This window comes from Jeotgalibacillus haloalkalitolerans (assembly GCF_034427455.1).
GTDB classification, from domain to species: Bacteria; Bacillota; Bacilli; order Bacillales; family Jeotgalibacillaceae; genus Jeotgalibacillus; species Jeotgalibacillus haloalkalitolerans.
In genome coordinates this window covers 39,343-64,900 of sequence record NZ_JAXQNN010000004.1, presented here as the reverse complement: position 1 = coordinate 64,900, position 25,558 = coordinate 39,343, and the positions used below count along the sequence as shown (strand labels likewise).

Genomic DNA, 25,558 nt, shown 5'->3' with positions numbered 1-25,558 from the left:
TCATGTGGCTTGAAGCAAGGTCTTCAAACAGACATATCCTGGTTTTAGAAGTTCTGACATTCATCAGCGGTCTTTTATTCTTTTTAGGCAGCCAGTTCGCAGTCAGTGCTGTATTTATCATCATTCTTATTTTCATCAGGTTTTATCTTCATTACAGTCAAAACGCTGGTTCTGATCTTGTTCTGGTTGATGAGGAGCCAGTTGAGAGGCTTACTGTGAATGATGAGTCTGAGTGGTCAGTCGTTTTTAAAAATGGGAAATATCCGCTAAGAAACGTTTCACTAACACTTGGATTTACTAATCATGCAGTATTTATGGATCACGAAACGGAGAAGGCAGGCAATGCGATTCACTGGAATGGCCACCTTTCACTTGATCAGTATGAGGAAGTCAGAATCAGTATCCCTTTTGAAGCAATTAGGAGGGGTAAGATGAAAATGGTGTCCTGTCAGCTTTACGTGCCGCATCTATTTGGATATGGTTATAAAATTCTACAGTATAAAGGGCATTTTAAACAGGAAAAGCGGATATATCCTGAAATTGAAAAGGTGAATCTTTTACCTGTTCCTGCATCACAAAAACCTGGGGAAGAAGCTGCCTCTTTTTCACTGTATGAAGATCTGACGCTGCCTGCAGGTACGAGGGAATACAGAATGGGTGACACCATGCAGCGCATTAACTGGTCAGCATTTGCTAAGACCGGACAGCTGCAGACAAATCTATATGAACCTGTTATTGAAGAAAAATATATGCTGATATTAAATGTGACTTATAAGCACGCGAAAAACATCCATTTTGAAAAATTTATTAAGCAGGCTGCCTATATCATGACTGAGGCTCACAGAAAAAATCAGCCCTTTGGTCTGTGTGTAAATGTCAGAACAAAAGCATCGCCGAATTTCTATTTTATCGCTCCTGACAGAGGAGTCAGTCACACGAGAAGATGTCTTGAGATGCTCAGTGTACTGTCACTCGGTGATGCAACACTTCCTGTGAATGTCCTGCTGAATCAGCTTGCGATTATGCAGGTTCCTGCAACGGATTATATTCTGATCGGGGATATTGGCTCTGCAGAAAGGCTGTTATCTTTAAAAGGCAGAGTCTGGACAGTGAGCGGAGGTGCGACGGGCATATGGAAACAGCAGTCAGGCATTCACTAAAATTATCATCAGCATTATTATTTGATTCTCTTTTTCCTCTTATGATTCTTACAGTCATTGCAGCAGGGGGAATATTTCCGATCCATTATGCTGCTCTGCTATATGGTTCAGGTTTGTTTATCCTTGCATTATTTATAAGAAATATCCGTCAGGCAGGAACTCTGCTAATTGTTTTTGGCTCCCTTCTTGCGCTGTTTTTCAGCGGCTGGTCAGCGCTACCTGTTATTGCGCTTGGTATATTTTTATTCTGGCGTTTGCTGGCGAGGTCTTATCATCAGGATACACAAGACATCACAACCGTTCAGCTTATTCTTTTAATGATTGTTTTCATCAGTGTCTACAATTTTCAGTTAACCTATGAAGTCTATCCCCCGGGACTTGTGATTCTTTCACTGATTGGAGGCTTTATGTTATATAGCGCTGCTCCTTACTTCAGCAGTTATACCGGAACGAAGGCTTTGAAGCTGTATACCAAATGGTCAGGTTTATTTCTGGCCAGTGCAATCATCCTTTATCTTTTGATCAGTCCTTTCAGGCTTCTTCTTATAGAAGGAGTCAATCTAATGATCTCATGGGTAACACTTCTTCTTTACCAGACAGGCATTGATATTGATGTGCCGGAGATTGTTTTGGAGGAAGCTGAACCATCTGAAGGAGGGGACCTGTTCAGCCCTAATCCTTTCGGAGTGACTGAGATTGAACAAACAGTCAGGGTTGGTACCGTGGAGCTTGTTGCATTAATCGCGGGTCTGCTGGTACTGACTCTCTTCACATGGAAAATAGTGAAAAAATTTAGAGGGCCGCTTCAATATAAGCAGAATAATCAAAGTGGAATGGTCATACGCAGAAAAGATGCTGATCAGCCAGCCTCATTAAAAATGGCAGTACCAAATCATGTGATCAGAAAAGAAATGCTGAAGCTGGAGAAAAAAGCGCAAAAAAAGGATGCAGGAAGGCGGAAGTCAGAAACAGTCCGGGAATGGTTTACACGATTGAATGTTCAGCACGCACAGGATTTTGCAGTTATCTATGAAAAGATCCGTTATGCCGGGAAAGAATTAACAGAGTCTGAATATAAAGCTTTTGAACAATTTGTTAAGGATTTTGAAAAAAGGGTAAATAATTTCTGAATAAATGGGCAGGTCTGTGTGTCAAATTCATTGTGATTATGCCGACGTCATGCTATTCTTATGATTTAAAGAGGAAGTTTTCACTCATCACTTTAAAGTGAATGATTTTTATTGACGGCAACGTCTGAATTCGTTAACTTATTAAAGTGATGTTGTAAATACAAGTGTAGAAAAGGAGAAGATTAATCATGACACAAAAAACTTTTACAGTAACAGCAGAAACTGGGATTCATGCACGTCCAGCTACTATTCTGGTACAAAACGCAAGTAAATTCGATTCTGATATCCAGCTTGAGTACAAGGGGAAGAAAGTAAACCTTAAATCAATCATGGGTGTTATGTCTCTAGGTGTAGGGAAAGACGCTGAAATCACAATTTATGCTGATGGAAGCGATGAAGAGGAAGCGCTGGCAAGTCTTGAAGAAACACTAAAGAACGAAGGTTTGGCGTAAGAATGTCTTCAGTATTAAAAGGAATTGCGGCATCAAGCGGGATTGCAATTGCAAAGGCTTACCGTCTTGTAGAGCCTGATTTGTCTTTCGAGCAGAAGAAGGTTGAAAATGCAGATCAGGAAGTACAGCGCTTCCAGGAAGCACTACAGACATCAAAGCAGGAGCTTGAAGTCATCCGTGACCGTGCCAAAACAGAACTTGGTGAAGATAAAGCGGCAATCTTTGAAGCGCATCTGCTTGTTTTAAGTGATCCTGAACTGGTTTCTCCAATTGAGGACAAGATCAAAAACGAGCAGGTTAACGCAGAAGCAGCACTTAAAGAGACGGCAGATATGTTTGTTATGATGTTTGAACAGATGGATAACGAGTACATGAAAGAACGTGCTGCTGATATCCGTGACGTTACAAAACGCGTACTATCGCATCTGCTTGGTGTAAAGGTACTTAATCCGAGCATGATCTCAGAAGAAGTTGTTGTCATTGCTGACGACTTAACACCTTCCGACACTGCTCAGTTAAACCGTGAATTTGTTAAAGGTTTTACAACAAACATCGGAGGCCGTACGTCACACTCAGCGATTATGGCACGCTCAATGGAAATTCCTGCAGTAGTAGGAACGAAAGAAGCGACTGTAACAATTGAAAATGGCGATATGGTGATTGTTGATGGACTGAATGGTGAAGTTCATGTAAATCCAACTGAAGAAATCATCAGTAAATACAAGCAGGAGGCTGCTGACTTCGCTGATCAGAAGGCAGAGTGGGCAAAGCTTGTTGATGAAAAGACAGTAACAGCAAATGGCCGTCACGTGGAACTCGCTGCAAACATCGGAACACCTGGAGACCTTCAGGGTGTAACAAACAACGGTGGTGAGGGCATTGGTCTTTACCGTACAGAGTTTTTATACATGGGAAGAACTGAACTTCCTTCAGAGGATGAGCAGTTCGAATCTTATAAAGCAGTGTTAGAAGGAATGAAAGGTAAGCCTGTTGTTGTCCGTACGCTTGATATCGGCGGAGACAAAGAGCTTCCTTATCTGAACCTGCCTGAAGAAATGAATCCATTCCTTGGTTTCCGTGCGATCAGACTTTGCCTTGAGCAGACTGATCTGTTCCGTACACAGCTGCGAGCACTGCTTCGTGCAAGCTCATACGGAAATCTTAAAGTCATGTTCCCGATGATTTCAAACCTTCAGGAATTCAGAGCGGCAAAATCGCTCCTTCTTGAAGTAAAAGAAGAGCTGATTGCTGAAGGCACAGAAGTGTCTGATTCAATTGAAGTCGGAATCATGGTGGAGATTCCATCAACTGCAGTTATGGCTGACCAGTTTGCGAAAGAAGTAGATTTCTTCAGCATTGGTACAAATGACCTGATTCAGTACACGATGGCTGCTGACCGCATGAATGAAAGAGTGTCATATCTTTATCAGCCATATAACCCGGCGATTCTTCGTCTGATTAAAATGGTGATTGATGCTTCTCATAAAGAAGGTAAGTGGACTGGTATGTGTGGAGAAATGGCTGGAGATGAAATTGCGATTCCGATCCTGCTTGGACTTGGACTTGATGAATTCTCTATGAGCGCAACTTCTATTCTGCCTGCACGTACTCAGATTAAACAGCTTTCAGATGATAAAATGAAGGCACTGGCTGAGCATGTGTTAACACTTTCAACAAATGAAGAAGTGATTGAAGCTGTAAAAAAGAAATAAATTTGTAATAAAAATGTTACTTAAATAGGGATTAAATGAATGAACAGGGGGAAGTATATTAGTAGTACAAGCATACTTTTTCATTCTGATTTCCCTTTTTTGAACCGGATTCCCCCCATAATCCGGTTCTTTTTTTATGTCATAAAAGGGTTTTTCCATGTCATCAGCACAGCACAGTCTGCTGAATCTTCATCCTCAAGGTAGTTCTTCATCAGCCGCTCAGGCATTCTGCCGGACTTCATCAGAAATGTCACGACCGGATCATTTAATTCTCCTTTAACAACCTTTTCATAATACTTTTCAACAGTCATCTGATCCTGTACTTTTTTGTAGCCGGGCATTCTGCTCCCGCCGGCGAGTTTTTTAACACCAAGATAGACGACGGTTTCATACATTGCTCTCATTAATTCTTTTCCAAGCCCGAGACCTCTGTAATCAGGATCAATACAAATATCCACAATATAGAGCACTTCGCCATCATCTTCATGGTTTTTAATATAACCGTCTGAAGTGATTTGTTCCCAGGTATGGCTTTCGTTTGGGTGATTTGTTCTGAGTGCAGTAATAGATCCTGCTGTCCGGCCGTCAACCTGAATGCAGAGTGCGCCTTCAGGAAATCTCGTAATATGTGAAGTCAGCTGTTCATGATTCCACAAAAGGTCCGGTGGAAAGGGTGGAGGAAATGCTTTTCGCTGCAGGTCAATTAAATCCTCAAAATCCTGTTCATGATAATTTCGTATTAATACATCATATCTTTTATTATTTTTGAAAACATATAGATTTTTATTCATGACACCCTCCTTTTTGCCAATCTTACCAACAGAATCTTTCATTTGCAATTTTCAAAAAGTGAGTCACAATGAATGAGAGGAGGGATGAGGATGAAAATTGGTTTTATTGGTACAGGCGTAATGGGGAAGTCGATTGTTTTACATCTTTTAAAAGATCAAACAGTACATATTTATACGCGGACAAAACAGAAAGCGCAGGATTTAATTGATCGTGGGGCGGTATGGGAAGAGACGCCTTCAGCACTTGCTTCAAACTGTGACGTAATTTTTACAATGGTCGGATATCCTGATGATGTGCTCGAGGTCTATACAGGCGGTGAAGGCATTTTTAAATCTGCTGCTGCAGGGTCAATTTGTATTGATCTGACAACTTCAAAGCCGGAACTGGCGTATGATCTGTTTGAAAAAGGCAGACAAAACGGTATTCACATGATTGATGCACCGGTTTCAGGTGGTGATACCGGCGCTAAAAATGGAACACTTTCTATTATGGCAGGTGGAGAAGAAAATATTTTTCAGCAGGTCCTTCCCCTGCTGCAAAAATTTGGATCCAATATTGTTTTCCATGGGGAAGCAGGAAGCGGGCAGCATACGAAGATGAGCAATCAGATTGTGATCGGCTCAACAATGATGGGGGTTTGTGAAGCGCTGACGTATGCGGTGAAGTCAGGTCTTGATCCGGAAAAGGTACTTGCAAGCATTTCCCAGGGGGCAGCAGGCAGCTGGAGTCTGAGTCATCTTGCACCGCGTATTTTAAAGAGTGATTATGAACCAGGGTTTTATATTCATCATTTTATTAAGGATCTTAAAATAGCATTGGAAGAATCAAAAAGAATGGGCCTTTCACTGCCGGGTCTTGAGCTTGCACTTAAAACTTATGAGCAGGCAAAAGATATCGGCCTGGCTGAAAAAGGAACGCAGGCTTTATATAAAGTTTACGAGGACCAGATATAAAAAAACACCTTTTGCTTCCCGGCCAGAGCCGGGGATTGCAAAAGGTGTTTTCATTATAATGAGTCCAGATAGTTTTTAATCCGTTTAAAGGCCTCCTGCAGCTGCTCCTCAGAACAGGCATAAGAAACCCTTATATAGCCTTCCCCCTCAGAGCCAAATGCCGTACCTGGAACCACACCGACTTTCGCATGTTCTGCGAGAGCGAGTGCAAACTGTTCAGCGCTTTTACTTCCCGGTATACCTGCAAAGAAATAAAATGCTCCATCCGGTTTTACAACGTCAAATCCAAGTTCAGTCAGCTTTTCCTCTGTCAATGCTCTTCTTTTCCTGTACGCTTCTTTCATCGGCTGAGCATCATCTTTTCCGGCTGTGTACGCAGCAAGGGCTGCATACTGAGAGATGGATGAAGCGCACGAAACGTTATACTGATGAACCTTCAGACACTGCTCAGCTATTACTGAAGGAGCCATTAATACACCGATTCTCCACCCGGTCATTGAATGTGATTTCGATAGCCCGTTGATTACGATTGTCCGGTCTCTGGCAAGTGTCCCAATCGACACATGCGGTTCATCATAGGTAAGCTCGCTGTAAATTTCATCTGCTATGATGTATAGATTATGCGTTTTTGCAAGGTCAGCAATTTCCTTTAATTCTGAACCATTCAGGCTGACGCCAGTTGGGTTGGACGGGTATGGGAGAATGATGCAGGCAGTCTTTTCTGTAATGTGGGGCCGGATCATCTCAGCAGTCATTTTAAAATGGTGCTCAGTCGTATCAACGAAAACGGGCACAGCGCCGCATTGTTTAATAACAGGTGTGTATCCCGGATAGACAGGTGCCGGTAAAATGACTTCCTGCCCCTGAGATAAAATGGTTCGAAGTGCCGTATCAATCGCCTGTGAAGCCCCGTTTGTCACGATGATCTCATTCTCAGCCGCGTAACGCAGGTTATATTTATCTTTCATATAAGCAGAGATCGCGCTTCTCAGATCCATAATACCAGCGTTATGTGTGTAGTTTGTATGGTTCTGGTCAATCGCTTCTTTAGCGGCATCCTTAATATGTGAGGGTGTCGGAAAGTCCGGCTGTCCAATTGTGAGTGAAATCATTCCATCGATATGCTGGATTTGGTTGAAAAACTTTCTGATACCTGAAATCTCTATATTTTTTACTGCTTCATTCATTGGTGTCACTTCCTTTAGCATATATGTATAACAGCTATTGTATCGCAAAAATAAGTGAGGGTGAAATTTCTGAAAGGAAATCTGATTAAAACTGATGGATTGAGGATAAATAACAGTTATGAAGATACGGGAGGTGAGTCAAGTGATCAGAGTAATGGGCATGACAGCAGGTGGAAGCCTGAATCAATTTAAGACGATAAAAGAAGCCAGAAAAGCAAACCTGCGCTGGATATGGGTGGACTTTTCCCAGCCTACTGAACGGGAAGGGAAAGAGCTGTCCAGAACTTTTTCCTTTCATCCGCTCGCAATTGAGGATTGTGTGGAAAAAGGATATCAGCGTCCGAAATTTGACAGCTATCATCAATATATTTTTCTTGTCCTGCATCATTTATCAAAGGATACATATGAAGCTGAAGAAATAGATATCTTTGTCAATGACAAGATGATCGTAACCTGGCATTATGATCAGTTGAAAATGGTTGATGAAATATGGAACAGGCAGCTGACAGGAGAGGGTCTGGCAGAAGAACATAATCCGATCGGGCTGCTTCATTCAATATTGGATATTACAGTTGATGATTATTTTCCATCTGTATACGGAATTGAAGATGTGCTGAACAGCATTGAGGAAAAAACGGATGAGAATTCATCGCATGATCTCATGGACAGACTTTTTGATGTCAGACACGATATGCAGAAGCTGAGAAGGTCGCTTGTGCCAACGAGGGATCTGCTGTACAGGTTATTAAACGGTACAAATGTGGCGCTGACAAGAGAGCAGCAATTATATTTCTCAGATGTTTATGATCATGTGATTAAACTGACAGAGATGCTCGAATCTTACCGGGAATTTTCATCAGATATCCGGGATAATTATATCTCAGTGAGCTCTGATAAAATGAATAATATTATGATGACGTTAACAGTCATCACAACTATTTTTATGCCGCTGTCTTTTCTGGCAGGGTTATATGGGATGAACTTTGTCTATATTCCTGAGCTTGAGTTTGAATACGGGTACTTTGTATTGCTTAGTGTAATGATGTTCATTGCCATTGTGATGTTTATTGTATTCAGAAAGATCGGCTGGCTTCAGTTCTCAAGATCTAAAAAGAAAAAACGGCGCAGAATATTCAGACGTTAACAGTGATGCAGGTCATGATCCAATCTTGACCTGCATTTTTTAGTGTGTGTGGTGTCTACACAAAATAAATAAAAATAATAAAGGGTTTTGAATGAAGATGATGGAAGTGTAGAGGAAAGAAATGGGGGTTAGTCATATGAACCGGACTGAACAGGTACCAAGAAGCGGGATGAAATTATTTTTTACGCTGCCAATTTTATCGTGGGCTTTATATGATTTTGCAAATACGATTTTTTCCTCAAATATTAATACAGTGTTTTTTCCGTTCTATCTGGATGCACAAATTGGCGGAAGTGCTGAAATGGAGCAGGTTGCAAGTACATTTATTTCTTATGCCAATGCATTTGCAAGCTTTTTACTTGTCGTGTTTTCTCCTCTTTATGGCGTATGGATAGACCGGACAGGGCAAAAAAAGAAGTATATTGTGTGGCTGGCTTCCTTATCGATCGTTGGAACATTTCTAATGGGGATTTTTGCTTCAACAAATATGGCCGGGGAATGGTTTAACCTGCCGATCAATTTATTTTTTGTAGTCATTGCATTTGTCGCTGCAAAATTCTTTTTTAACAGCAGTCTGGTTTTTTATGACACGATGCTCGGTGACCTCGGTACGAAAGAAGAGATTCCGCTTATCTCAGGTTTTGGTGTAGCCGTTGGATATTTAGGAACCATTGTTGGCCTTTCAGTTTATTTATTTGTCCAGGAAGGAAGTCCCGAGCAGGCATTTATCCCGACTGCTGTCATGTACCTGCTGTTTTCACTGCCATTATTCTTTTTTCTGAAAGACACGCCGGCTAAGGAAGTAAAAAAAGAGCACTTTCTGACAGGTTACAAAGAAATTTATGCAACATTTAAGGAAATGAAATCATATAAGAACACCTTTACCTTTATGCTGTCTTACTTCTTTTTAAATGATGCCATTGCAACCACAATTGCAATTATGGCGATCTACGCCACCGCTGTTGTAGGCTTTTCAAGCGGTCAGTTTATTATTTTATATCTGGGCTCAACGATATTTGCCGTAATAGGATCTTTTATTTTTGGATACATTACAAAAAAGACCGGTGCGAAAATTGGTGTTATGCTGGTATCGGTTATTTTAATAACAGCGCTTACGATTGCAGCGCTTGCAACTGCACAGTGGATGTTCTGGATTGCAGGTGCGCTCATCGGGGTTGCGCTTGGATCTATGTGGGTTACGTCCAGAACGCTGATTATTGATCTGACCCCCTATGAAAAACGAGGTCAATTCTTTGGTCTGTTTGCCTTCTCAGGGAAAGTGTCATCCATTATCGGTCCGGCAATTTACGGAACGATCACACTTAATCTGAGGGAGTATGGAGAACTTGCAAGCAGAATAGCACTATCTTCATTAATTGTCATGGCAGTGATTGGAATGATTCTGCTGATAAAAGTAAAGCAGCCTGAACCTGATGCCAATACTTGACTCTGAGGACAGTCATTCCTATAATGGAAATTGTGTTTTTTAATAATGATTTTAAATTGTAGAACCTGTTAGTAAATTATTTATCTAACGAAACCTATCGTTTTTGCACAGCTGATGATTCTCGATGCAGGGGGCGACTCCTGCGCCAGGAAGGGACGTGTGAGGCCTAGGCGGAGCCTGAGGGCTCACCGCCAGGCCGCGGAAAGCGTCCCCCTGTCGCGGAAATCTTCAGCCGGCTTTTGAAAAGTTTAATGGGTTCAAAGTTGCCAGGAGGAATTGTCATGAAATTAAGAGCACCAATGCCTGAATTAGACGGCGCAGTAAAATGGTTAAACAGTGAAGTCAGCAGAGAAGAGCTTGTTGGAGAAAAGCCGACACTCATTCATTTCTGGTCAGTCAGCTGTCATCTTTGCAAAGAAGCGATGCCTGATATTAATGAACTGCGTGACGAATATGAAGATGATCTGAATGTAGTGGCTGTTCACATGCCGCGTTCTGAAGATGATCTGGACATGCAAGTGATTGAACAGGTGGCACAGGGCCACGATATCTCACAGCCGATCTATGTGGACAGTGAGCATAAACTGACTGAAGCATTTGAAAACCAATATGTACCGGCTTATTATGTATTTGATAAAGAAGGTCAGCTCCGCCATTTCCAGGCTGGAGGCAGTGGTATGAAAATGCTGCGTAAGCGTCTGAACAGAGTGCTTGATACTGAAGAAAAATAATATCCCTATTCAATAAGAGCTTCCTTTACCCGATATATAAGGTGAAGGAAGCTTTTTTTGAACGGGTAAAGGAGAGAGAAAAATGGCAGAGCATAATGGGATTTTACTTGAGAGCGGTACAAATGAGCTTGAAATTGTAGAATTTGAAGTAAACGGCAGTAAATATGGTATTAACGTCATTAAGGTGAAGGAAATCATTCAGCCTGTAGCTGTTAATCCGATTCCACACTCGCATCAATACATAAAAGGAATTATTCAGCTGAGAGGTGAAGTACTTCCTGTGATTGATATGAGGCAGGTACTCGGCAGTCACCCGGCTGAAACAAACACCCAGGAAAAATATATCGTCTCAGAATTTAACCAGCAGAAAGTTGTCTTTCATGTAGATAACGTTTCTATGATTCACAGAGTGTCATGGGATCAGATTGAAAAGCCGTCTGATATGTATCAGAGTAATCATACAAAAGTGATCGGTGTAATTAAAAGAAAAGATGAGATGCTGCTTCTATTGGACTTTGAAAGTATCATTCTTGAGATCAATCCTGAGACAGGGATCAATGTGGGAATGGTAAAAAAATTGGGACCAAGGGAACGGTCAGTGAAGAAGCTGGTAGTTGCTGAAGATTCACCACTGCTCAGGCAGCTTCTTTCAGATACATTAACAGAAGCAGGGTATGACCAGGCGGAGTTTTTCGAGAATGGTCAGGATGCGCTAAGTTATCTGGAATCGTTAGCTGCCGGCCAGTCAAAAGTTGAAGATCATGTACAGCTGGTCATTACAGATATTGAAATGCCGCAGATGGACGGACACTATTTGACCAGAAAAATTAAAGAGCATCAGGCACTGAAGAAACTGCCAGTCGTTATCTTTTCATCACTGATTACAGATGATTTAAAGCATAAAGGCAATAAAGTAGGGGCTGATGATCAGATCAGTAAGCCTGAAATTAATCAGCTGATTCATTCAATCGACCGGTATATTCTATAATAAAAAACCGGAGCAGTTAAATAATTGAACTGCTCCGGTTTTTTATATATGCAGTAAAGGGAAGAGATAACTATCAGTTATTCTCCAAGTCTTTTGAATACCGGGCGCTGATAGGCCGGCTTCTGTTTTTGTACAGGAGAGGATTTCAGTCCGGTATAGGATTGAAGAATGGTTTTTGCTTCTCTGAGATTCATTCTGGTTTTTGGATTTCTTACATTGTCTGAAAGCTTACCGAGATGCGGGAGTTCTTTGAAGTCTTCCTTTTGGGGAGGGATGTGAAACATATAGTTTGCACATTCTACAAGTAAGTCTGAACGCTGCTGGCTGAGTCCCGGGTTCCTTGAATACTGAAGTCCGACTTTCTTTGCTTTACCTTCTTTCAGCATCTGGTCGATTGCAGCTTTTTTCATTTGATAAAGAAATCTTGAATCCGGTGCTGTTTTTGCGTGTTTGTTCACTGTAAATATTGCCTGGGCAATTTTCTCTGAAGAAAGTTCTGAGGGGTCACTCATTTTTTCACTCACCTTTTTAGTTGATTTGGACAAGTATACCTTAAATAATTGAAAATTTAAAGCTGGAGCGTGATGCAGGTTGAAGAATAAAACGGCTGTAATTGATATCGGTTCAAATACAATCAGACTGGTCCTCTATGAATATGATCCTGACAAAGGGATGAAAGAAATCGAAAACATTAAAACAGTCGCCCGTTTGAAAATGTATCTCGATGATCAGCAGAACCTGACCGATGAGGGGGCGGCCATTCTTGAAGAAGCACTTCTGGCATTTAATGAGATCATTGATTTTCATCAGATAAAAGATGTAAGAGCAGCAGCGACGGCTGCGGTGCGCCAGGCTGAAAACAGTGATGAAATTGTCAGCAGTATGAAAAAGAAAACCGGCATCAGCATTAAGATTTTAACTGAAGAGGAAGAAGCTTATTTTGGATATCTGGCTGTCGTGCACTCAACTCCTGTGATGTCAGCAGTAACGATTGATATCGGTGGCGGCAGTACAGAGGTGACTTATTATGAACATAAGCAGCTTCAGCATTCACATAGCTTTCCCTTTGGTGCTGTTTCACTGAAAAAGGATTTTGTATCGGGTGAGCAGATCACGAAAAGTGAAAGGAAAAAATTAATTAAATTTATCAGGGAATCCTTCTTAAGTCTTGAATGGCTTTCGGATAAAAAAGTACCGATTGTTGCGATTGGCGGAAGTGCGAGAAATATTGCGCAGATCCATCAGCAGTCTGTGAATTACCCGATTGCAGGTGTCCATCAATACTGGATGACAGAAAAAAACCTTCAGGAAGTAAATGATGAGCTTATTGAGATGACAGAGGAGGAACTTGAAAAGCTTGACGGACTATCAAGTGACCGGACAGATATTATTGCGCCGGCTTCCCAGGTGTTCTGTGAGCTCTATGACATTGTGGATGCCAAAGGATTTATGTTCAGCAGAAAGGGCTTGAGGGACGGCATTGTGTTTAAGGAGTTAATGAAGAAATATGCTGCTCCACTGGATAAAGAAAAAGTGTTTTTATCGAGTATGAAGGAGCTGGCATTTGATTATGCAATTGAGCGTGAAGAAGCTGAGTATATGATCTCGCTTGCTTCTGAATTATATTCTCACCTTGGGGCACTTGGTGAACTGAAGGAGACTGAAAAGGGTCTACAGCTACTGAAGAGAGCTGCTTTTCTATATTATCTTGGTGAATATATTGATTCTGATTCAAGCAGTCAGCATACTTTTTATATCATTGCAAATCGGTCAATTGATGGCGTATTACATAAAGACCGTATTGCACTTGCACTGGCTGCTTCCTTTAAGAGTAAATCAATGTTCAATCAGTTTCTGGAACCGTTTGACGACTGGTTCAGTGATGAAGAGCTGCATGAAATCCGGCTGATCGGCTCAATTATTAAGCTTGCTTATAGTCTTAATGGTTCGAAAAGAAATCTGGTCAATCAGATTGAGATGAGAAGAAAAGGTGATGAGCTGCATTTACGCTTGTATGCAGAAGGGAGAACACTGGCTGAAGAATATCAGGCAGGTAAACAGAAAAAACATTTAGAAAAAACGTTGAAGAAAACGATTGTACTGGACTTTATTCCGATTACACAGAAAGTTTAGGAGAGATCAATATGGGACATCAGGATAAAAAATTCAGTAAGCCGGAATACTTTAATAATCGTGAACTAAGCTGGCTGGCGTTCAATCAGAGAGTTCTGGAAGAGTCTTTTGATATGACAAATCCAATGCTTGAGCGCCTGAGGTTTCTCTCGATATTTAGCTCAAACCTTGATGAATTCTATATGGTACGGGTAGCCGGCCTGAAAGATCAGGTGAAGGCAAATTTTACTAAGCCTGAGAACAAAGCCGGGCTGACGCCAAAACAGCAGCTCAGTGCTATTTCAGAAAAGACGCATCACCTTGTTAAACTTCAGTATCAAACATTTACTACACTAAAAAAGGAATTGGGTAAAGAAGATATCTCGTTCAGGATCATTGATGACCTGTCATCCAAGCAGCTGACTTTTATTGAACACTTTTTTAAGGAGCAGGTGTTTCCTGTCCTGACTCCGCTGGCGGTAGACGCATACCGGCCATTTCCGATTTTATTAAATAAAAGTTTAAATATTATGGTGGAGCTGGCAAGTAAGCATCACGAAAAAAAGGTTGCGATTGTGCAGGTGCCCTCAGTCCTGCCGCGTTATATCAGGCTGCCTTCCATCACAGGATTTGAATGTATTCTCCTTGAAGATGTCATTAAGTACTTCTTAAACAGGTTATTCGTCGGCTATCAGGTCAATGCAAGCCTGCTGTTCAGAATCACAAGGAATGCTGATTTGACGATTCACGAAGAAGGGGCACGTGATCTTCTGCTTGAAATTGAGAAAGAGTTGAAAAAAAGAAAATGGGGGGCGGCTGTCCGTCTGGAAATTGAATATGATGAAGCACCGCCCAAACTGCTTGCCATGTTATCATCGGAGCTTGAAATTGAAGAGAATGATATTTATACAATCAGGGGACCGCTGGACTTAACATTTCTGTTTGACTTTATTAAAAACTGCTCAAAAGATAAAGATCACTTGATATTTGAATCATTTATTCCACAGCCTCCCGGGGATCTTCAGCCAGGAGAGAATATTTTTGATAAGGCGTTAAAGCGTGATTTGTTTTTTCACCATCCATATGAATCGTTTAATCCGATCGTTGACTTCATTGATGAAGCTGCTGAAGATCCTGATGTGTTAGCGATCAAGCAGACACTTTACCGGGTAAGTGGTGGTTCTCCAATTATTAATGCACTGAAAAAAGCTGCTGAAAATGGTAAACAGGTCACCGTGCTTGTTGAGCTGAAAGCCAGGTTCGATGAAGAAAATAACGTGCAGTGGGCAAAGGAACTTGAAAAAGCAGGCTGCCACGTGATCTATGGTATGACATTTTTAAAAACGCACAGCAAAATCACACTGATCGTCCGTAAAAAAGATCAGAAAATTGAAAGGTTTGTTCATCTCGGAACGGGAAATTATAACGATCAGACGGCTAAAATTTACACTGATATGGGGATTATTACGACCAAAAGAAAATTTGGCACTGATGCGACAAATTTCTTCAACTATCTGAGCGGTTATACTGAAAAGCCATCCTACCATCATTTAATCGTTGCACCGTTTTCTATCCGTGATTCATTTATCGGGTTAATTGATCATGAGATTTCATTTCATAAAAAACATAAAAATGGGCATATTATAGCTAAAATGAACTCTCTGACTGACAAGCCGCTTATTATGAAATTTTACGAAGCATCTGCTGCGGGTGTAAAGGTGGATCTGATTATCCGTGGAATCTGCTGTTTAAGACCCGGAGTAGAAGGTGTGAGTGAAAATATTTCTGTAAGGAGTATTGTAGGGAGATTTCTTGAACACAGCAGGATCTATTATTTTCATCATAACGGAGAAGAAAAATGTATGCTCTCATCAGCGGATATGATGACACGTAATATGGATAAACGGGTAGAGTTACTTTTCCCTGTAACTGAGCAGCTTCATAAAGACAGGGTTAAAAGAATTCTCGATTTGCAGCTTGCAGATAATATGAAAGCAAGGGTTCAGGATAAGAATGGGATTTATACTTACATTGAGCGTAATGACAAGCCGGAAGTGAACGCTCAAAAAATCTGCCTGATGGAGGCATATAGAATTACAGAAGGGGAAGAATAGTGAGTATAAATAACTATTTGTATGTAATACTAAAGTTTCATAAAGTGATTGACTTTAAAAATAAAATTTGGAATGATTAAGATAGTACGGTTATTGGAAGGATGGACCCATGGATACCCCACGCATACAGTCATTTGATGATAAAATGAATTTTTCTTCTCATATATTTGATATGCTTTCAGTCATTATTACAGAGCATATTGCAGATGCAGTATTCATTATGGAAGAAGTGGATGGAGGATTTAAATATAAGTACGCCAATCAGGCTGCCCTTGGTATCGTTAATAAAAAAATTGAGGATCTGCTGGATAAGACCCTCCAGGAAGTGATGGGCAGCATGAGCGGAAGGCTGATTAATTTATACAGACATGCACAAAGTCTTGATAAAGATTTCCGGTACCGGGATCTGCTGTATGTCAACGGAGAAAGAAAATACTATGAAACGAATTTATCAGCACTTTCAGATGCTGACAGTAGGCGGCGCTATATTGTGGCAGTTGTGCGTGATGTAACAGAGGAAGAGAATGAAAAAAATAAACTGCGAAACCTGCATGAGCATTATCAATCAATTATCCAGCATAACCTGGATGCAGTGCTGACATTATCAGAGAACGGCGTTATTACATCAGTGAATGAAGCTGCTGCAGGAACATTTGCACTGGAGACTGAACGGCTTGTAGATCAGCCTGTCACATCCTTATTTTCAAACCGGACATCTTTTAATGTGAAAAGTTGTATACAAAAAGCGATTAAAGAAGGTCCTCATGAAGTCCATTTCGTTCCTGCTGTAACTGCAGAAGGTGCTGCGATTGTGGTTCACACGAAATTTGTCCCAATCATTGTTCAGGGTCATGCCAAAGGTGTATACATGATTGTCAGAGATGCGACAAGTGAACAGGAAACAAAGGAAAAAATGAATTTCTTATATTCGCATGACAGGCTGACAGGACTGTTTAATCGTCAGGCGTTCGGGCATCAAATTGATGAGTTATCAGAGCTGACAAAGGATACACATGCAGTTTTATGTCTTGATCTTGATAACTTTAAAAAGCTGAATAATACACTTGGCTTTAACGCTGGTGATGAGCTGCTGAAAAAAGTGGCAGGAAGACTGAGAACCCTTCTGAATGAGGGAGACTCATTATACAGGATGAATGCGGATGAATTTGTATACCTGCTGCAGCAGACGACTCATAATAAAACAAAAGAGTTTGCTGATCATGTCCTGACCTTATTTCAGCAGCCTTTTAATATTAATGAGCAGGAATACTTTGTATCAGCACGAATTGGCATCAGTATTTTCCCTCAGGATGGTATTGAAAGTGAAGTGCTGATTAATCGAGCAGCGCAGGCATTACATACTGTTAAAAAAGCAGATGGATCAGTTGTCAGCTTTTATCATAATGAAATGACACAGGCATTTCCTGATAAAATGATTATGGAAACACATCTCAGAAGAGCGATTGAACTGAATGAACTGAGTCTTCATTATCAGCCGCAGGTGGATCTGCAAAATGGTGAGATCTCAAGTATTGAAGCGCTGCTCAGATGGAATAATAGAAAATTCGGTGCTGTTCCGCCATCAGAATTTATAACGATGGCAGAAGAAAATGGACTGATTCATCCTATTGGTGCCTGGGTGATCGACCAGGCCTGCCAGCAGCTTCAGACATGGTCATTACAGGGAATCAACAATATACGTATTGCTGTCAATATATCTCCAAAACAGTTTGCGCAGACGGATTTTGATCAGGTGATTATGAATGCATTGAAAAAGTACCATGTTGATGCAAGTCTGCTTGAAATTGAGATTACAGAAAGTGCAATGAGTAATATGAACACCACATTGATTATGTTGAAAAAGCTGAAGAAAATTGGTGTGAAAATATCAGTTGATGATTTTGGAACAGGATACTCGTCTTTAAATTACCTTAGACTTTTCCCGATTGATATTTTGAAAATTGATCAGTCATTTGTCAGGGAGATACAGTCAGAACATAAGGATGCAGCAATTACTAAGACAATTATCCACCTTGCACACAGCCTTGGACTTGAAGTTGTGGCAGAAGGAGTTGAAGAAATGGCGCAGGTATTATTTTTAAGAAAAGAGCACTGTCAAAAGGGACAGGGATACTTTTTCAGTAAACCCCTGCCTTCTGCAGAAATGGAGAGAAAGCTGCTCGACATTGTGTGAAAGATACATTGACATTTTCCTTTTAGTAGTTTACTGTAAAGCTGTTGTGCAGAAATTAAGTATTTTACTAAAGGAGCTTTTTCAATTGAAAAAAGGGCTGACGCTGAATATCCTTCGTATTCCAGTAACATCGGGTGTGATCACAGTATATATAGAAGGTTTTAATGAAGAAAATTCAAAAGGTACAGTCTATGCAGAACTGAACAAAGAGCATGTTGCTGCAACTGGATTTAATAAAAAGAAAACAATTGTGCGAGCAATCGCAAAATTGCATCACAAAAACACAATTCATCAGGATCACCATCAGTAAACTGATTTGGCCTAAAAGGCTGGATCAGTTTTTTTGTTTTATAAAAAAAGATTATGAAGGAAAAAATTGAATGTCCCTTCAACAGATAGTATAATGAATGAATAATCATTCATTAAATTTCAGGAGGGGTTCAGATGGGAAAAGTATATATCGTAACCGGTGGTTCAAATGGTATGGGGAAGTATATGGCAAAAAGGCTTGCAGATGATGGGAACTCAGTCTTAATTACAGGACGGGATGAAGAAAAGCTGAAGGCAGCAGTCGAAGAAATCGGATCAAACGTTGAGTATTTTCAAATGGATGTCCGTGAGCTTGAGATGGCTGAACAGATGGTAGAAGCAGCAGTCAGTAAATTCGGTACAGTAGACGGGCTCATTAATAATGCAGCCGGTAACTTTATTTGTCCGGTTGAAAAAATGTCTGCTAATGCCTGGAGATCTGTCATTGATATTGTGTTAAATGGGACTTTCAATTGTACAAAAGCAGTCGGTGATTATTGGATCAAGCATCAGATCAAGGGTGTTATCATTAATATGGTTGCTACATATGCGTGGAATGCAGGTGCTGGTGTTGCCCACTCGGCAGCTGCAAAAGCCGGTGTACTGTCTCTGACAAGAACCATTGCTGTTGAATGGGGACATAAATACGGAATCAGAGCGAATGCCATTGCACCTGGCCCAATTGAGAGAACCGGTGGAGCAGAAAAGCTCTTTGAATCTGAAGAGGCAGCAAAACGGACATTACAAAGTGTGCCGTTAAAGAGGCTTGGTAAGCCTGAAGAGATTGCAGGACTGGCAGCATTTATGCTTTCAGAAGACGCCGCTTATATGAATGGAGAATGTGTCACACTCGATGGTGGACAATGGCTGAATGCATTTCCTTTTTAACGTGCACGAGAGGTTAATCGTACTGAATGTATAATTTTATCAGAATCGACCATCTTAGTACTAAAGAATAAGCGGTGGTTAAGGTTATCAATTATGATGCTGTTGATGACAGTGCCAGATCTCTGGATGCGTTCCGCTATCATCAAGCTTTAACCACGCTGATACTAAAGGTGGGGATCACATGATTACAATTATCACAATTTCAGTTGTCATCCTGATCTGTGTCATTGGACTTGCAGGTACCTTACAGGCCGCAAATAAAAAAAGCGAGCGTGACGAAGTGTCTGATGAAGTAAGCAATCATCCGGTTCTTTTTAATCCGGTTATTATTATTTACAGCATCGCCGGTATTGCCGGTGTTGGGATCATTTTATATTACATGATATGAAAAAAACCGGCATCAGCCGGTTTAATCACATGAAATATTCAGTTTTTCCGCCAGCGCTTCAAGGTTAAACCCTCTTACGACTTCATGATCATCTATTAGAACCGTTGGGGTCGAATATGACTCCAGCGTTTTTATCATATATTCCTGAGATGAAAGATCTTCTTTAATATTTATTTCACTGAATTGAATATCATTAGCTTTGAAAAAACGTTTGACAATTTCACACGGCGGGCACTGAGGCTGAGTGTACAAAGTTACTTTTTGCACGCTGCTCACTTCCTTTTAACGATTTGTCTCTACTAACAGTTTCCCGCAAATAACGGATGCTGTCAAAGAATTTGCAGGCTCTTTTGCCTGATCCTGAATTTGCGCTGTTATGAGTTGAAGATGTGTGTTATAGTATTCTTTGTTTTGTTAGAGCCGAATACGGGAAAGATGATGGAGATTTGATCAAAACTTCATCATCTGTTATTCCTCATCAAATGTTATAATGAAATGATCAACAAACAGAAGGGAGAATACCACATGTCTCAACTGATGGGTATTATTCAAAGACTTAAAACATTGCAGGAGCAGGATCAATCAGGTGAAGTTCCTTCCCGCTTTTTCGAATTGAACGGTAAAAGAGTGTGTCAGGTTAAATATTTTGGCACAAATGATACGTTCGAACTTGAAGTGTATGATAAAGATCAAAAACCGCAAAAGTATCCTTTTGACAATATTGATATGACTGCTATTGAGATCTATGAATTACTTCAGGAAGAAAACAATAATCAGGCGTAATGAAGAAACCGGGCTAACCGGTTTTTTTTTGGATTTTTTTAGATAATCCGTCAGCTGCATAGTGGGCTGAGCGGCTGATTATGTTATGATGTGTGAAGAGAGATTTTGTAAAAGGGGTTTAACGCATGTTAACAACAGAGCATAAAGAATTCTTGGAGACGTCAATCAGTCAATATATTATTCCGTCTGATAAAATAGCGCATGTTCAGGAGATGAATACAGCTGAACATGCATTACTTGTTCTGACGAAAAGTGGTTACTCTTCCATTCCGGTACTTGATGCTTCTTATCATCTGAAAGGTCTGATCAGTGTTCAGATGATTACAGATTCAATGCTCGGACTTGAAGAAATAGAATTTAGCAGATTAAATGAAAAAAAAGTGAGAGATGTCATGCGCTCAGATATTCCCTCACTGAAAAAAGAAGATCAGTTTCAATTTGCACTTAACCTCCTCGTAGACCATCCATTTGTATGTGTCATGAGCCCTGAAGGATATTTTGAAGGGCTGCTGACAAGAAGAGTAATGTTAAAGCAGCTGCAAAGACATATTCATAAACAAATTCAGCGTTCGTAACGTCAAGGGAGCTTATCAATGTCACAATCAGTTCATGAGCACCGTGAATTAAAATTTCGTCCATTTATATTAGCAGCAGTGATGCTGGCAATGTTTGTCGGGGCAATTGAAGCAACAATTGTCTCGACTGCAATGCCTGCAATTACAGCTGATTTGGGAGGATTCCAGCTATATAGCTGGGTTTTTTCATCTTATTTGTTAATGAGTACGGTCACTGTATTATTATATGGTAAGCTTTCTGATATTTTTGGCAGAAAACCTGTACTGACACTGGGCATGTCACTGTTTTTAATTGGATCTATATTGTGCGGCTTTGCTGAATCGATGGAATGGCTGATTGCTTTCCGTTTTATTCAGGGACTTGGCGCCGGTGCAGTAATGCCGATTGCCTCAACCATTGTCGGTGATATTTATTCAAAAGAAGAGCGGGCAAAAATTCAGGGATACCTGTCAAGTGTCTGGGGAATATCTGCTGTGATGGGCCCGGCGATCGGAGGTCTTCTGGTAGAGACGATTGGATGGCAATATGTATTCTGGATCAATGTTCCGCTTGGCATTTTATCATTAACAGTATTATGGATATTCTTAAAGGAAAACGTAGAAAAAAATACATCCCCAATAGATTATAAAGGTGCAGTACTTCTATCAGCAGGATTAACCATTCTTTTGTATCTGTTCGTAGAAGGCGGTATTTCTATTCCATGGCTGTCACCAACTGCAATGATCATGGCTGCATTATCAGCGCTGATTATCATTCTTTTTGTCCGTCACGAATTAAAGGCTCCTGATCCGATGATGCCTTTTTCAATCTGGAAAAACCGTGCGATATTTATTGCAAATATTGTATCATTGACGACTGGCGTGCTGCTGATCGGGATTTCAAGTTACCTGCCGGCTTTTGTAACCGGTGTGATGGGGGAAAGTGCGAGCATTGCAGGGTTTACACTCACTGCAATGTCTATCGGGTGGCCAATTGCAGCTACGGTTGCAGGGCGTTTGCTCATTAAAATCGGTTATTATCGTACAAGCCTGATCGGCGGGATTTCATTAATCATTGGTTCATTACTCTTTGTTCTGATGAAACCTGAATATGGTCCATTATGGCCTGCGATTTCTTCATTTTTTGTTGGTGTGGGAATGGGGCTCACAACAACCTCTTTCATTGTATCAATTCAAAGTTCAGTCCCATGGAATTTACGCGGTGCAGCAACTGCCGCCAATATGTTTATGAGAAACCTCGGAAGCACTGTCGGCGTCGCTCTGCTTGGGGGAATTCTGAACTCATCGATCCGCTCAACGTTCGAGGAAAGTGAAAATCCTGCGGTGCAGTCTCTGGGAGTTGACGCGGTGAACCGCCTTCTTGAAGCGGAGCAGAGAAGTCAAATTGAACCCGGTGTTCTTGAGCAGCTGCAGCTTGCAATGACAGACGGATTGAATATAGTCTATTTTATTGTTTTTGCATTTGCTGTGATCAGTCTGTTTTTTATACTGTTTTTACCCCGAAAAGAATAGGATGTATGAATTATGAACCATTCAGATTATCGTATGCTTGATGTTCTGGCAGAAGAAATGAATATGAGAAAAGCTGCTGAGAGGCTGTTTGTGTCCCAGCCCGCCCTTTCCCAGCGTTTACAGACGCTTGAAAAAGAGTGGCAGAAGCCATTATTTATCCGTTCGAAAAAGGGATTAACATTGACGCCTGCCGGCGAAATGATTGTTGCCATGGCGAGGGAGATCATGAAAAAAGAAGAAGCTGTCAAAGAACAGATCCTTGCAATGGATACGAAAGTTTACGGAACACTGAAAATTGCCTGCGCATCGATTGTCGGACAGAATTGGCTGCCTAAAGTCCTGAAAGATTTTGTTGAGACACATGCTCATGCCAGAATCTCACTGATGACCGGCTGGAGCAGTGAAATCCTGCAGGCTGTCTATAATGGTGAGGTTCATATTGGGATTATCCGGGGGACTCCTGACTGGAAAGGACCGAAAATGCATCTGTTTCAGGATCAGCTTTATCTGGTGGATAAAGAGATCGAACGTATTGAAGACCTTCACCTGACTAACAGACCATTTATCCAGTTCAAAAGCGATTCAACATATTATCAGGAGATACAGGAATGGTGGAGCAGACAGTTTCAGATCTCACCCCGTCAGAACATCCTTGTCGATCAGATAGAGACCTGCAAACAAATGGCACTTAACGGAATCGGTTATGCGATCCTGCCATCCATTACACTGACTGGTTATGAAAGTGTCTTTTGCACACCACTTCATACAGAAGACCAGACATTAAAGAGAGATACTTGGCTGATTGGTTACCAGTCAGCCTTCGAACTCCCGCAGGTCGAAGCTTTTATTGAATCAGTACAAAAGCATTTGGATAAACCACATAAAATTTAATTGATTTTTCTAATATTGATTACTTGTGTTGTGGTACGGTGATCTGATAAAGTAAAAGTCAGTTGAATACTTATACAAAAGATTGAGAGGGGAATTCAAATGAATACAATGGATGCAAATGAAATTATTTCTTATATACAGAATGCGAAGAAATCAACGCCTGTAAAAGTATATGTGAAAGGTGCTGACCTTCACAAAATTAACTTTGGAGACGAATCACAGACTTTTTTATCTGAAGGTTCAGGAGTTGTTTTCGGTGAATGGGCTGATATACAGCCGGCACTTGAGAAGCACACTGATCAAATCTGGGATTATGTTGTAGAAAATGACCGCAGAAACTCTGCAATCCCAATGCTCGATATGAAAAATATCAAAGCGCGTATTGAGCCGGGTGCCATTATTCGTGACCAGGTTGAGATTGGTGATAATGCAGTGATCATGATGGGTGCTTCAATCAACATCGGTTCAGTTGTCGGTTCGGGTACAATGATTGACATGAATGTAGTATTAGGTGGACGCGCAACAGTCGGTAAGAACTGCCATATTGGTGCAGGTGCTGTACTTGCGGGTGTAATCGAGCCGCCATCTGCAAAGCCTGTCATCGTAGAAGATGATGTGGTAATCGGAGCAAACGCAGTTGTACTTGAAGGCGTAACAGTTGGTAAGGGTGCAGTTGTTGCTGCTGGTGCGATCGTTATTGAAGACGTAGAGCCATATACAGTGGTTGCAGGAACACCTGCCAAAGTCCTGAAAAAAATTGATGAAAAGACAAAGTCTAAAACAGAAATCAAGCAGGAACTACGTCAGCTGTAATAGCTGCTTTAAAAAACGCAGATGACATTCTGCGTTTTTTTCATGATTAAAAACTACAGGTTGGAAAGGTGCATTAAAATGGAATCATTTATCCAGGTCCGCAGAGACCTTCATAAAATTCCTGAAGTCGGATATCAGGAATTCAAAACCCAGCAATATCTGCTTAACTTTATAGAAAAATTGCCGCAGGATCACCTCTCGATCAAGAAATGGGAAACGGGAATCTTCGTGCTGGTTAGAGGAAAAGGGAATTCGCCAAGGACACTGGCTTACAGAACTGATATAGACGGTCTGCCGATTACAGAACAGACCGGACTCCCATTTACATCAGAGCATCAGGGGTTCATGCACGCATGTGGACATGACTTTCATATGAGTATCGCACTTGGGGTACTTTCTACTGTTGCGAACGAACCGTTACATGACAATATTCTGTTCATTTTTCAGCCTGCAGAAGAAGGACCAGGCGGAGCGGAGCGTATGCTGCATTCACAGGAAATGAAAGAGTGGATGCCGGATGAGATAATGGGGCTTCACATTGCACCTGAATATCAGGCAGGAGAAATAGCCGTGAAAAAAGGGCTTCTCTTTGCTAATACTTCAGAACTGAAAATTACCCTGACCGGAAAAGGCGGACATGCGGCATATCCACATAAAACAAAAGACATGATTGTTGCTGGTGCGCATCTGATCACACAATTGCAGTCAATTGTCTCCAGATCAATTGACCCGCTGAACAGTGCGGTTGTAACGGTAGGGAAGCTCGAAGCGGGAACCATCGGAAACATTATTGCTGAAACCGCTGAATTAAATGGAACAATGAGAAGTCTGGATCCGGATGTCATGGAAACATTAAAAACGAGGGTAAAGGCAATTTGTGACGGTATCGCATTAGCATTTGACTGTGAAGTGAGGGTGGAGTTTAATCAGCCTTATTATATGGTGTACAATGACCATCAGCTGACTGAAGACTTTATGACGTTTGCAGAAAACCATCAGGGTATTAAGTGTATTGAATGTGAAAAAGCGATGACAGGAGAAGACTTTGGTTATTTCCTTAAAGAAATCCCTGGATTCATGTTCTGGCTCGGCGTAGGGTCTGAGTATGGTCTGCATCATTCAAAGCTTAATCCGGATGAGCAAGCGATTGAACCGGCAATCAGCTTCATTACAGATTATTTGAGAAGTAAAAACGCAGTGACAAAGCAATAGAAGCTGGTAAAATACTAAATTTTTTGCTGTAAGTGAAGTGCAGCGATACAATTAAAGAGCCTGGGACAGTG

At 41.0% G+C, this 25,558-nt stretch carries 25 protein-coding genes; 21 read left to right on the top strand and 4 right to left on the bottom strand.

All coding sequences use genetic code 11. From position 1 onward, the window contains the following. Positions 1 to 2 precede the first annotated feature (2 nt). The 4 genes from UFB30_RS11865 (at position 3) to ptsP (ending at position 4,454) form a co-directional block, all read left to right on the top strand. Positions 3 to 1,160 (top strand): DUF58 domain-containing protein, encoded by a 1,158-nt coding sequence (locus tag UFB30_RS11865; RefSeq protein WP_322421916.1) that lies wholly within the window; start codon positions 3 to 5, stop codon positions 1,158 to 1,160. Further along, positions 1,133 to 2,290 (top strand): DUF4129 domain-containing protein, encoded by a 1,158-nt coding sequence (locus UFB30_RS11860; RefSeq protein ID WP_322421915.1) that lies wholly within the window; start codon positions 1,133 to 1,135, stop codon positions 2,288 to 2,290. The genes UFB30_RS11865 and UFB30_RS11860 overlap by 28 nt, the downstream gene beginning before the upstream one ends. A 188-nt stretch (positions 2,291 to 2,478) precedes the next feature. Beyond that, a complete protein-coding gene (locus tag UFB30_RS11855) occupies positions 2,479 to 2,742 on the top strand; it encodes a phosphocarrier protein HPr (protein ID WP_039808554.1) in 264 nt (87 codons plus the stop codon). A gap of 2 nt (positions 2,743 to 2,744) precedes the next feature. Then, on the top strand, positions 2,745 to 4,454 hold the full coding sequence (ptsP, locus tag UFB30_RS11850; RefSeq protein ID WP_322421914.1) for a phosphoenolpyruvate--protein phosphotransferase: 1,710 nt from the start codon (positions 2,745 to 2,747) through the stop codon (positions 4,452 to 4,454). 134 nt (positions 4,455 to 4,588) lie between these two features. Here ptsP and UFB30_RS11845 read toward each other — a convergent pair whose 3' ends face one another. Then, the gene (locus UFB30_RS11845; protein ID WP_322421913.1) at positions 4,589 to 5,245 is read right to left on the bottom strand and encodes a GNAT family N-acetyltransferase; all 657 of its coding nucleotides are present in this window, start codon (positions 5,243 to 5,245) and stop codon (positions 4,589 to 4,591) included. Positions 5,246 to 5,335: 90 nt separating this feature from the next. Here UFB30_RS11845 and UFB30_RS11840 point away from each other — a divergent pair, with 90 nt between their 5' ends. Further along, complete coding sequence (locus tag UFB30_RS11840) at positions 5,336 to 6,199, top strand: NAD(P)-dependent oxidoreductase (RefSeq protein ID WP_322421912.1); 864 nt, start codon at positions 5,336 to 5,338, stop codon at positions 6,197 to 6,199. A gap of 53 nt (positions 6,200 to 6,252) precedes the next feature. On the opposite strand, the gene UFB30_RS11835 is transcribed toward UFB30_RS11840, so the two are convergent. Continuing rightward, a complete protein-coding gene (locus tag UFB30_RS11835) occupies positions 6,253 to 7,386 on the bottom strand; it encodes an aminotransferase A (RefSeq protein WP_322421911.1) in 1,134 nt (377 codons plus the stop codon). A 142-nt stretch (positions 7,387 to 7,528) separates the two neighbouring features. Between UFB30_RS11835 and corA the strand changes: the two genes are divergently transcribed. The 4 genes from corA (at position 7,529) to UFB30_RS11815 (ending at position 11,696) form a co-directional block, all read left to right on the top strand. After that, on the top strand, positions 7,529 to 8,530 hold the full coding sequence (gene corA / locus UFB30_RS11830; protein ID WP_322421910.1) for a magnesium/cobalt transporter CorA: 1,002 nt from the start codon (positions 7,529 to 7,531) through the stop codon (positions 8,528 to 8,530). 136 nt (positions 8,531 to 8,666) lie between these two features. Next, positions 8,667 to 9,977, top strand: a complete 1,311-nt coding sequence (locus UFB30_RS11825) for an MFS transporter (protein ID WP_322421909.1) — start codon at positions 8,667 to 8,669, stop codon at positions 9,975 to 9,977. A 281-nt stretch (positions 9,978 to 10,258) separates the two neighbouring features. After that, on the top strand, positions 10,259 to 10,708 hold the full coding sequence (locus tag UFB30_RS11820) for a TlpA disulfide reductase family protein (RefSeq protein ID WP_322421908.1): 450 nt from the start codon (positions 10,259 to 10,261) through the stop codon (positions 10,706 to 10,708). A gap of 82 nt (positions 10,709 to 10,790) precedes the next feature. Continuing rightward, a complete protein-coding gene (locus UFB30_RS11815) occupies positions 10,791 to 11,696 on the top strand; it encodes a chemotaxis protein (protein ID WP_322421907.1) in 906 nt (301 codons plus the stop codon). Positions 11,697 to 11,773: 77 nt separating this feature from the next. Here the strand turns inward: UFB30_RS11815 and UFB30_RS11810 are convergent, their stop codons facing one another. Continuing rightward, the gene (locus UFB30_RS11810; protein WP_322421906.1) at positions 11,774 to 12,208 is read right to left on the bottom strand and encodes a YkyB family protein; all 435 of its coding nucleotides are present in this window, start codon (positions 12,206 to 12,208) and stop codon (positions 11,774 to 11,776) included. Positions 12,209 to 12,287: 79 nt separating this feature from the next. On the opposite strand from UFB30_RS11810, the gene UFB30_RS11805 reads away from it, so the two are divergent. The 6 genes from UFB30_RS11805 to UFB30_RS11780 all read left to right on the top strand — a co-directional run bounded on the left by UFB30_RS11805 (position 12,288) and on the right by UFB30_RS11780 (position 19,701). After that, a complete protein-coding gene (locus UFB30_RS11805; RefSeq protein ID WP_322421905.1) occupies positions 12,288 to 13,829 on the top strand; it encodes a Ppx/GppA family phosphatase in 1,542 nt (513 codons plus the stop codon). Positions 13,830 to 13,840: 11 nt separating this feature from the next. Continuing rightward, complete coding sequence (locus UFB30_RS11800; RefSeq protein WP_322421904.1) at positions 13,841 to 15,922, top strand: RNA degradosome polyphosphate kinase; 2,082 nt, start codon at positions 13,841 to 13,843, stop codon at positions 15,920 to 15,922. 109 nt (positions 15,923 to 16,031) lie between these two features. After that, positions 16,032 to 18,116, top strand: a complete 2,085-nt coding sequence (locus UFB30_RS11795) for a sensor domain-containing protein (RefSeq protein WP_322421903.1) — start codon at positions 16,032 to 16,034, stop codon at positions 18,114 to 18,116. An 85-nt stretch (positions 18,117 to 18,201) separates the two neighbouring features. After that, complete coding sequence (locus tag UFB30_RS11790) at positions 18,202 to 18,426, top strand: hypothetical protein (RefSeq protein ID WP_322421902.1); 225 nt, start codon at positions 18,202 to 18,204, stop codon at positions 18,424 to 18,426. A gap of 134 nt (positions 18,427 to 18,560) precedes the next feature. Continuing rightward, positions 18,561 to 19,313 (top strand): 2,4-dienoyl-CoA reductase, encoded by a 753-nt coding sequence (gene fadH / locus UFB30_RS11785; RefSeq protein WP_322421901.1) that lies wholly within the window; start codon positions 18,561 to 18,563, stop codon positions 19,311 to 19,313. 181 nt (positions 19,314 to 19,494) lie between these two features. After that, complete coding sequence (locus UFB30_RS11780; protein ID WP_322421900.1) at positions 19,495 to 19,701, top strand: hypothetical protein; 207 nt, start codon at positions 19,495 to 19,497, stop codon at positions 19,699 to 19,701. Positions 19,702 to 19,722: 21 nt separating this feature from the next. On the opposite strand, the gene UFB30_RS11775 is transcribed toward UFB30_RS11780, so the two are convergent. Beyond that, on the bottom strand, positions 19,723 to 19,968 hold the full coding sequence (locus UFB30_RS11775; protein WP_322421899.1) for a glutaredoxin domain-containing protein: 246 nt from the start codon (positions 19,966 to 19,968) through the stop codon (positions 19,723 to 19,725). Positions 19,969 to 20,226: 258 nt separating this feature from the next. On the opposite strand from UFB30_RS11775, the gene UFB30_RS11770 reads away from it, so the two are divergent. The 6 genes from UFB30_RS11770 (at position 20,227) to UFB30_RS11745 (ending at position 25,487) form a co-directional block, all read left to right on the top strand. Then, entirely contained in the window at positions 20,227 to 20,484 is a 258-nt protein-coding gene (locus tag UFB30_RS11770) for a YkuJ family protein (protein WP_039808582.1), read from the top strand. 125 nt (positions 20,485 to 20,609) lie between these two features. Further along, positions 20,610 to 21,059 carry a cyclic-di-AMP-binding protein CbpB gene (gene cbpB, locus UFB30_RS11765; RefSeq protein WP_322421898.1) on the top strand — a complete coding sequence of 150 codons (450 nt, stop codon included), beginning with the start codon at positions 20,610 to 20,612 and terminating at the stop codon, positions 21,057 to 21,059. An 18-nt stretch (positions 21,060 to 21,077) separates the two neighbouring features. Continuing rightward, positions 21,078 to 22,571 carry an MDR family MFS transporter gene (locus UFB30_RS11760; protein WP_322421897.1) on the top strand — a complete coding sequence of 498 codons (1,494 nt, stop codon included), beginning with the start codon at positions 21,078 to 21,080 and terminating at the stop codon, positions 22,569 to 22,571. A 12-nt stretch (positions 22,572 to 22,583) separates the two neighbouring features. Beyond that, positions 22,584 to 23,462, top strand: a complete 879-nt coding sequence (gene ccpC, locus UFB30_RS11755) for a transcriptional regulator CcpC (protein WP_322421896.1) — start codon at positions 22,584 to 22,586, stop codon at positions 23,460 to 23,462. A gap of 99 nt (positions 23,463 to 23,561) precedes the next feature. Beyond that, on the top strand, positions 23,562 to 24,275 hold the full coding sequence (gene dapD / locus UFB30_RS11750; protein ID WP_322421895.1) for a 2,3,4,5-tetrahydropyridine-2,6-dicarboxylate N-acetyltransferase: 714 nt from the start codon (positions 23,562 to 23,564) through the stop codon (positions 24,273 to 24,275). Between the two features lie 78 nt (positions 24,276 to 24,353). Beyond that, positions 24,354 to 25,487 (top strand): N-acetyldiaminopimelate deacetylase, encoded by a 1,134-nt coding sequence (locus UFB30_RS11745; RefSeq protein ID WP_322421894.1) that lies wholly within the window; start codon positions 24,354 to 24,356, stop codon positions 25,485 to 25,487. The last annotated feature ends 71 nt before the right edge of the window (positions 25,488 to 25,558 follow it).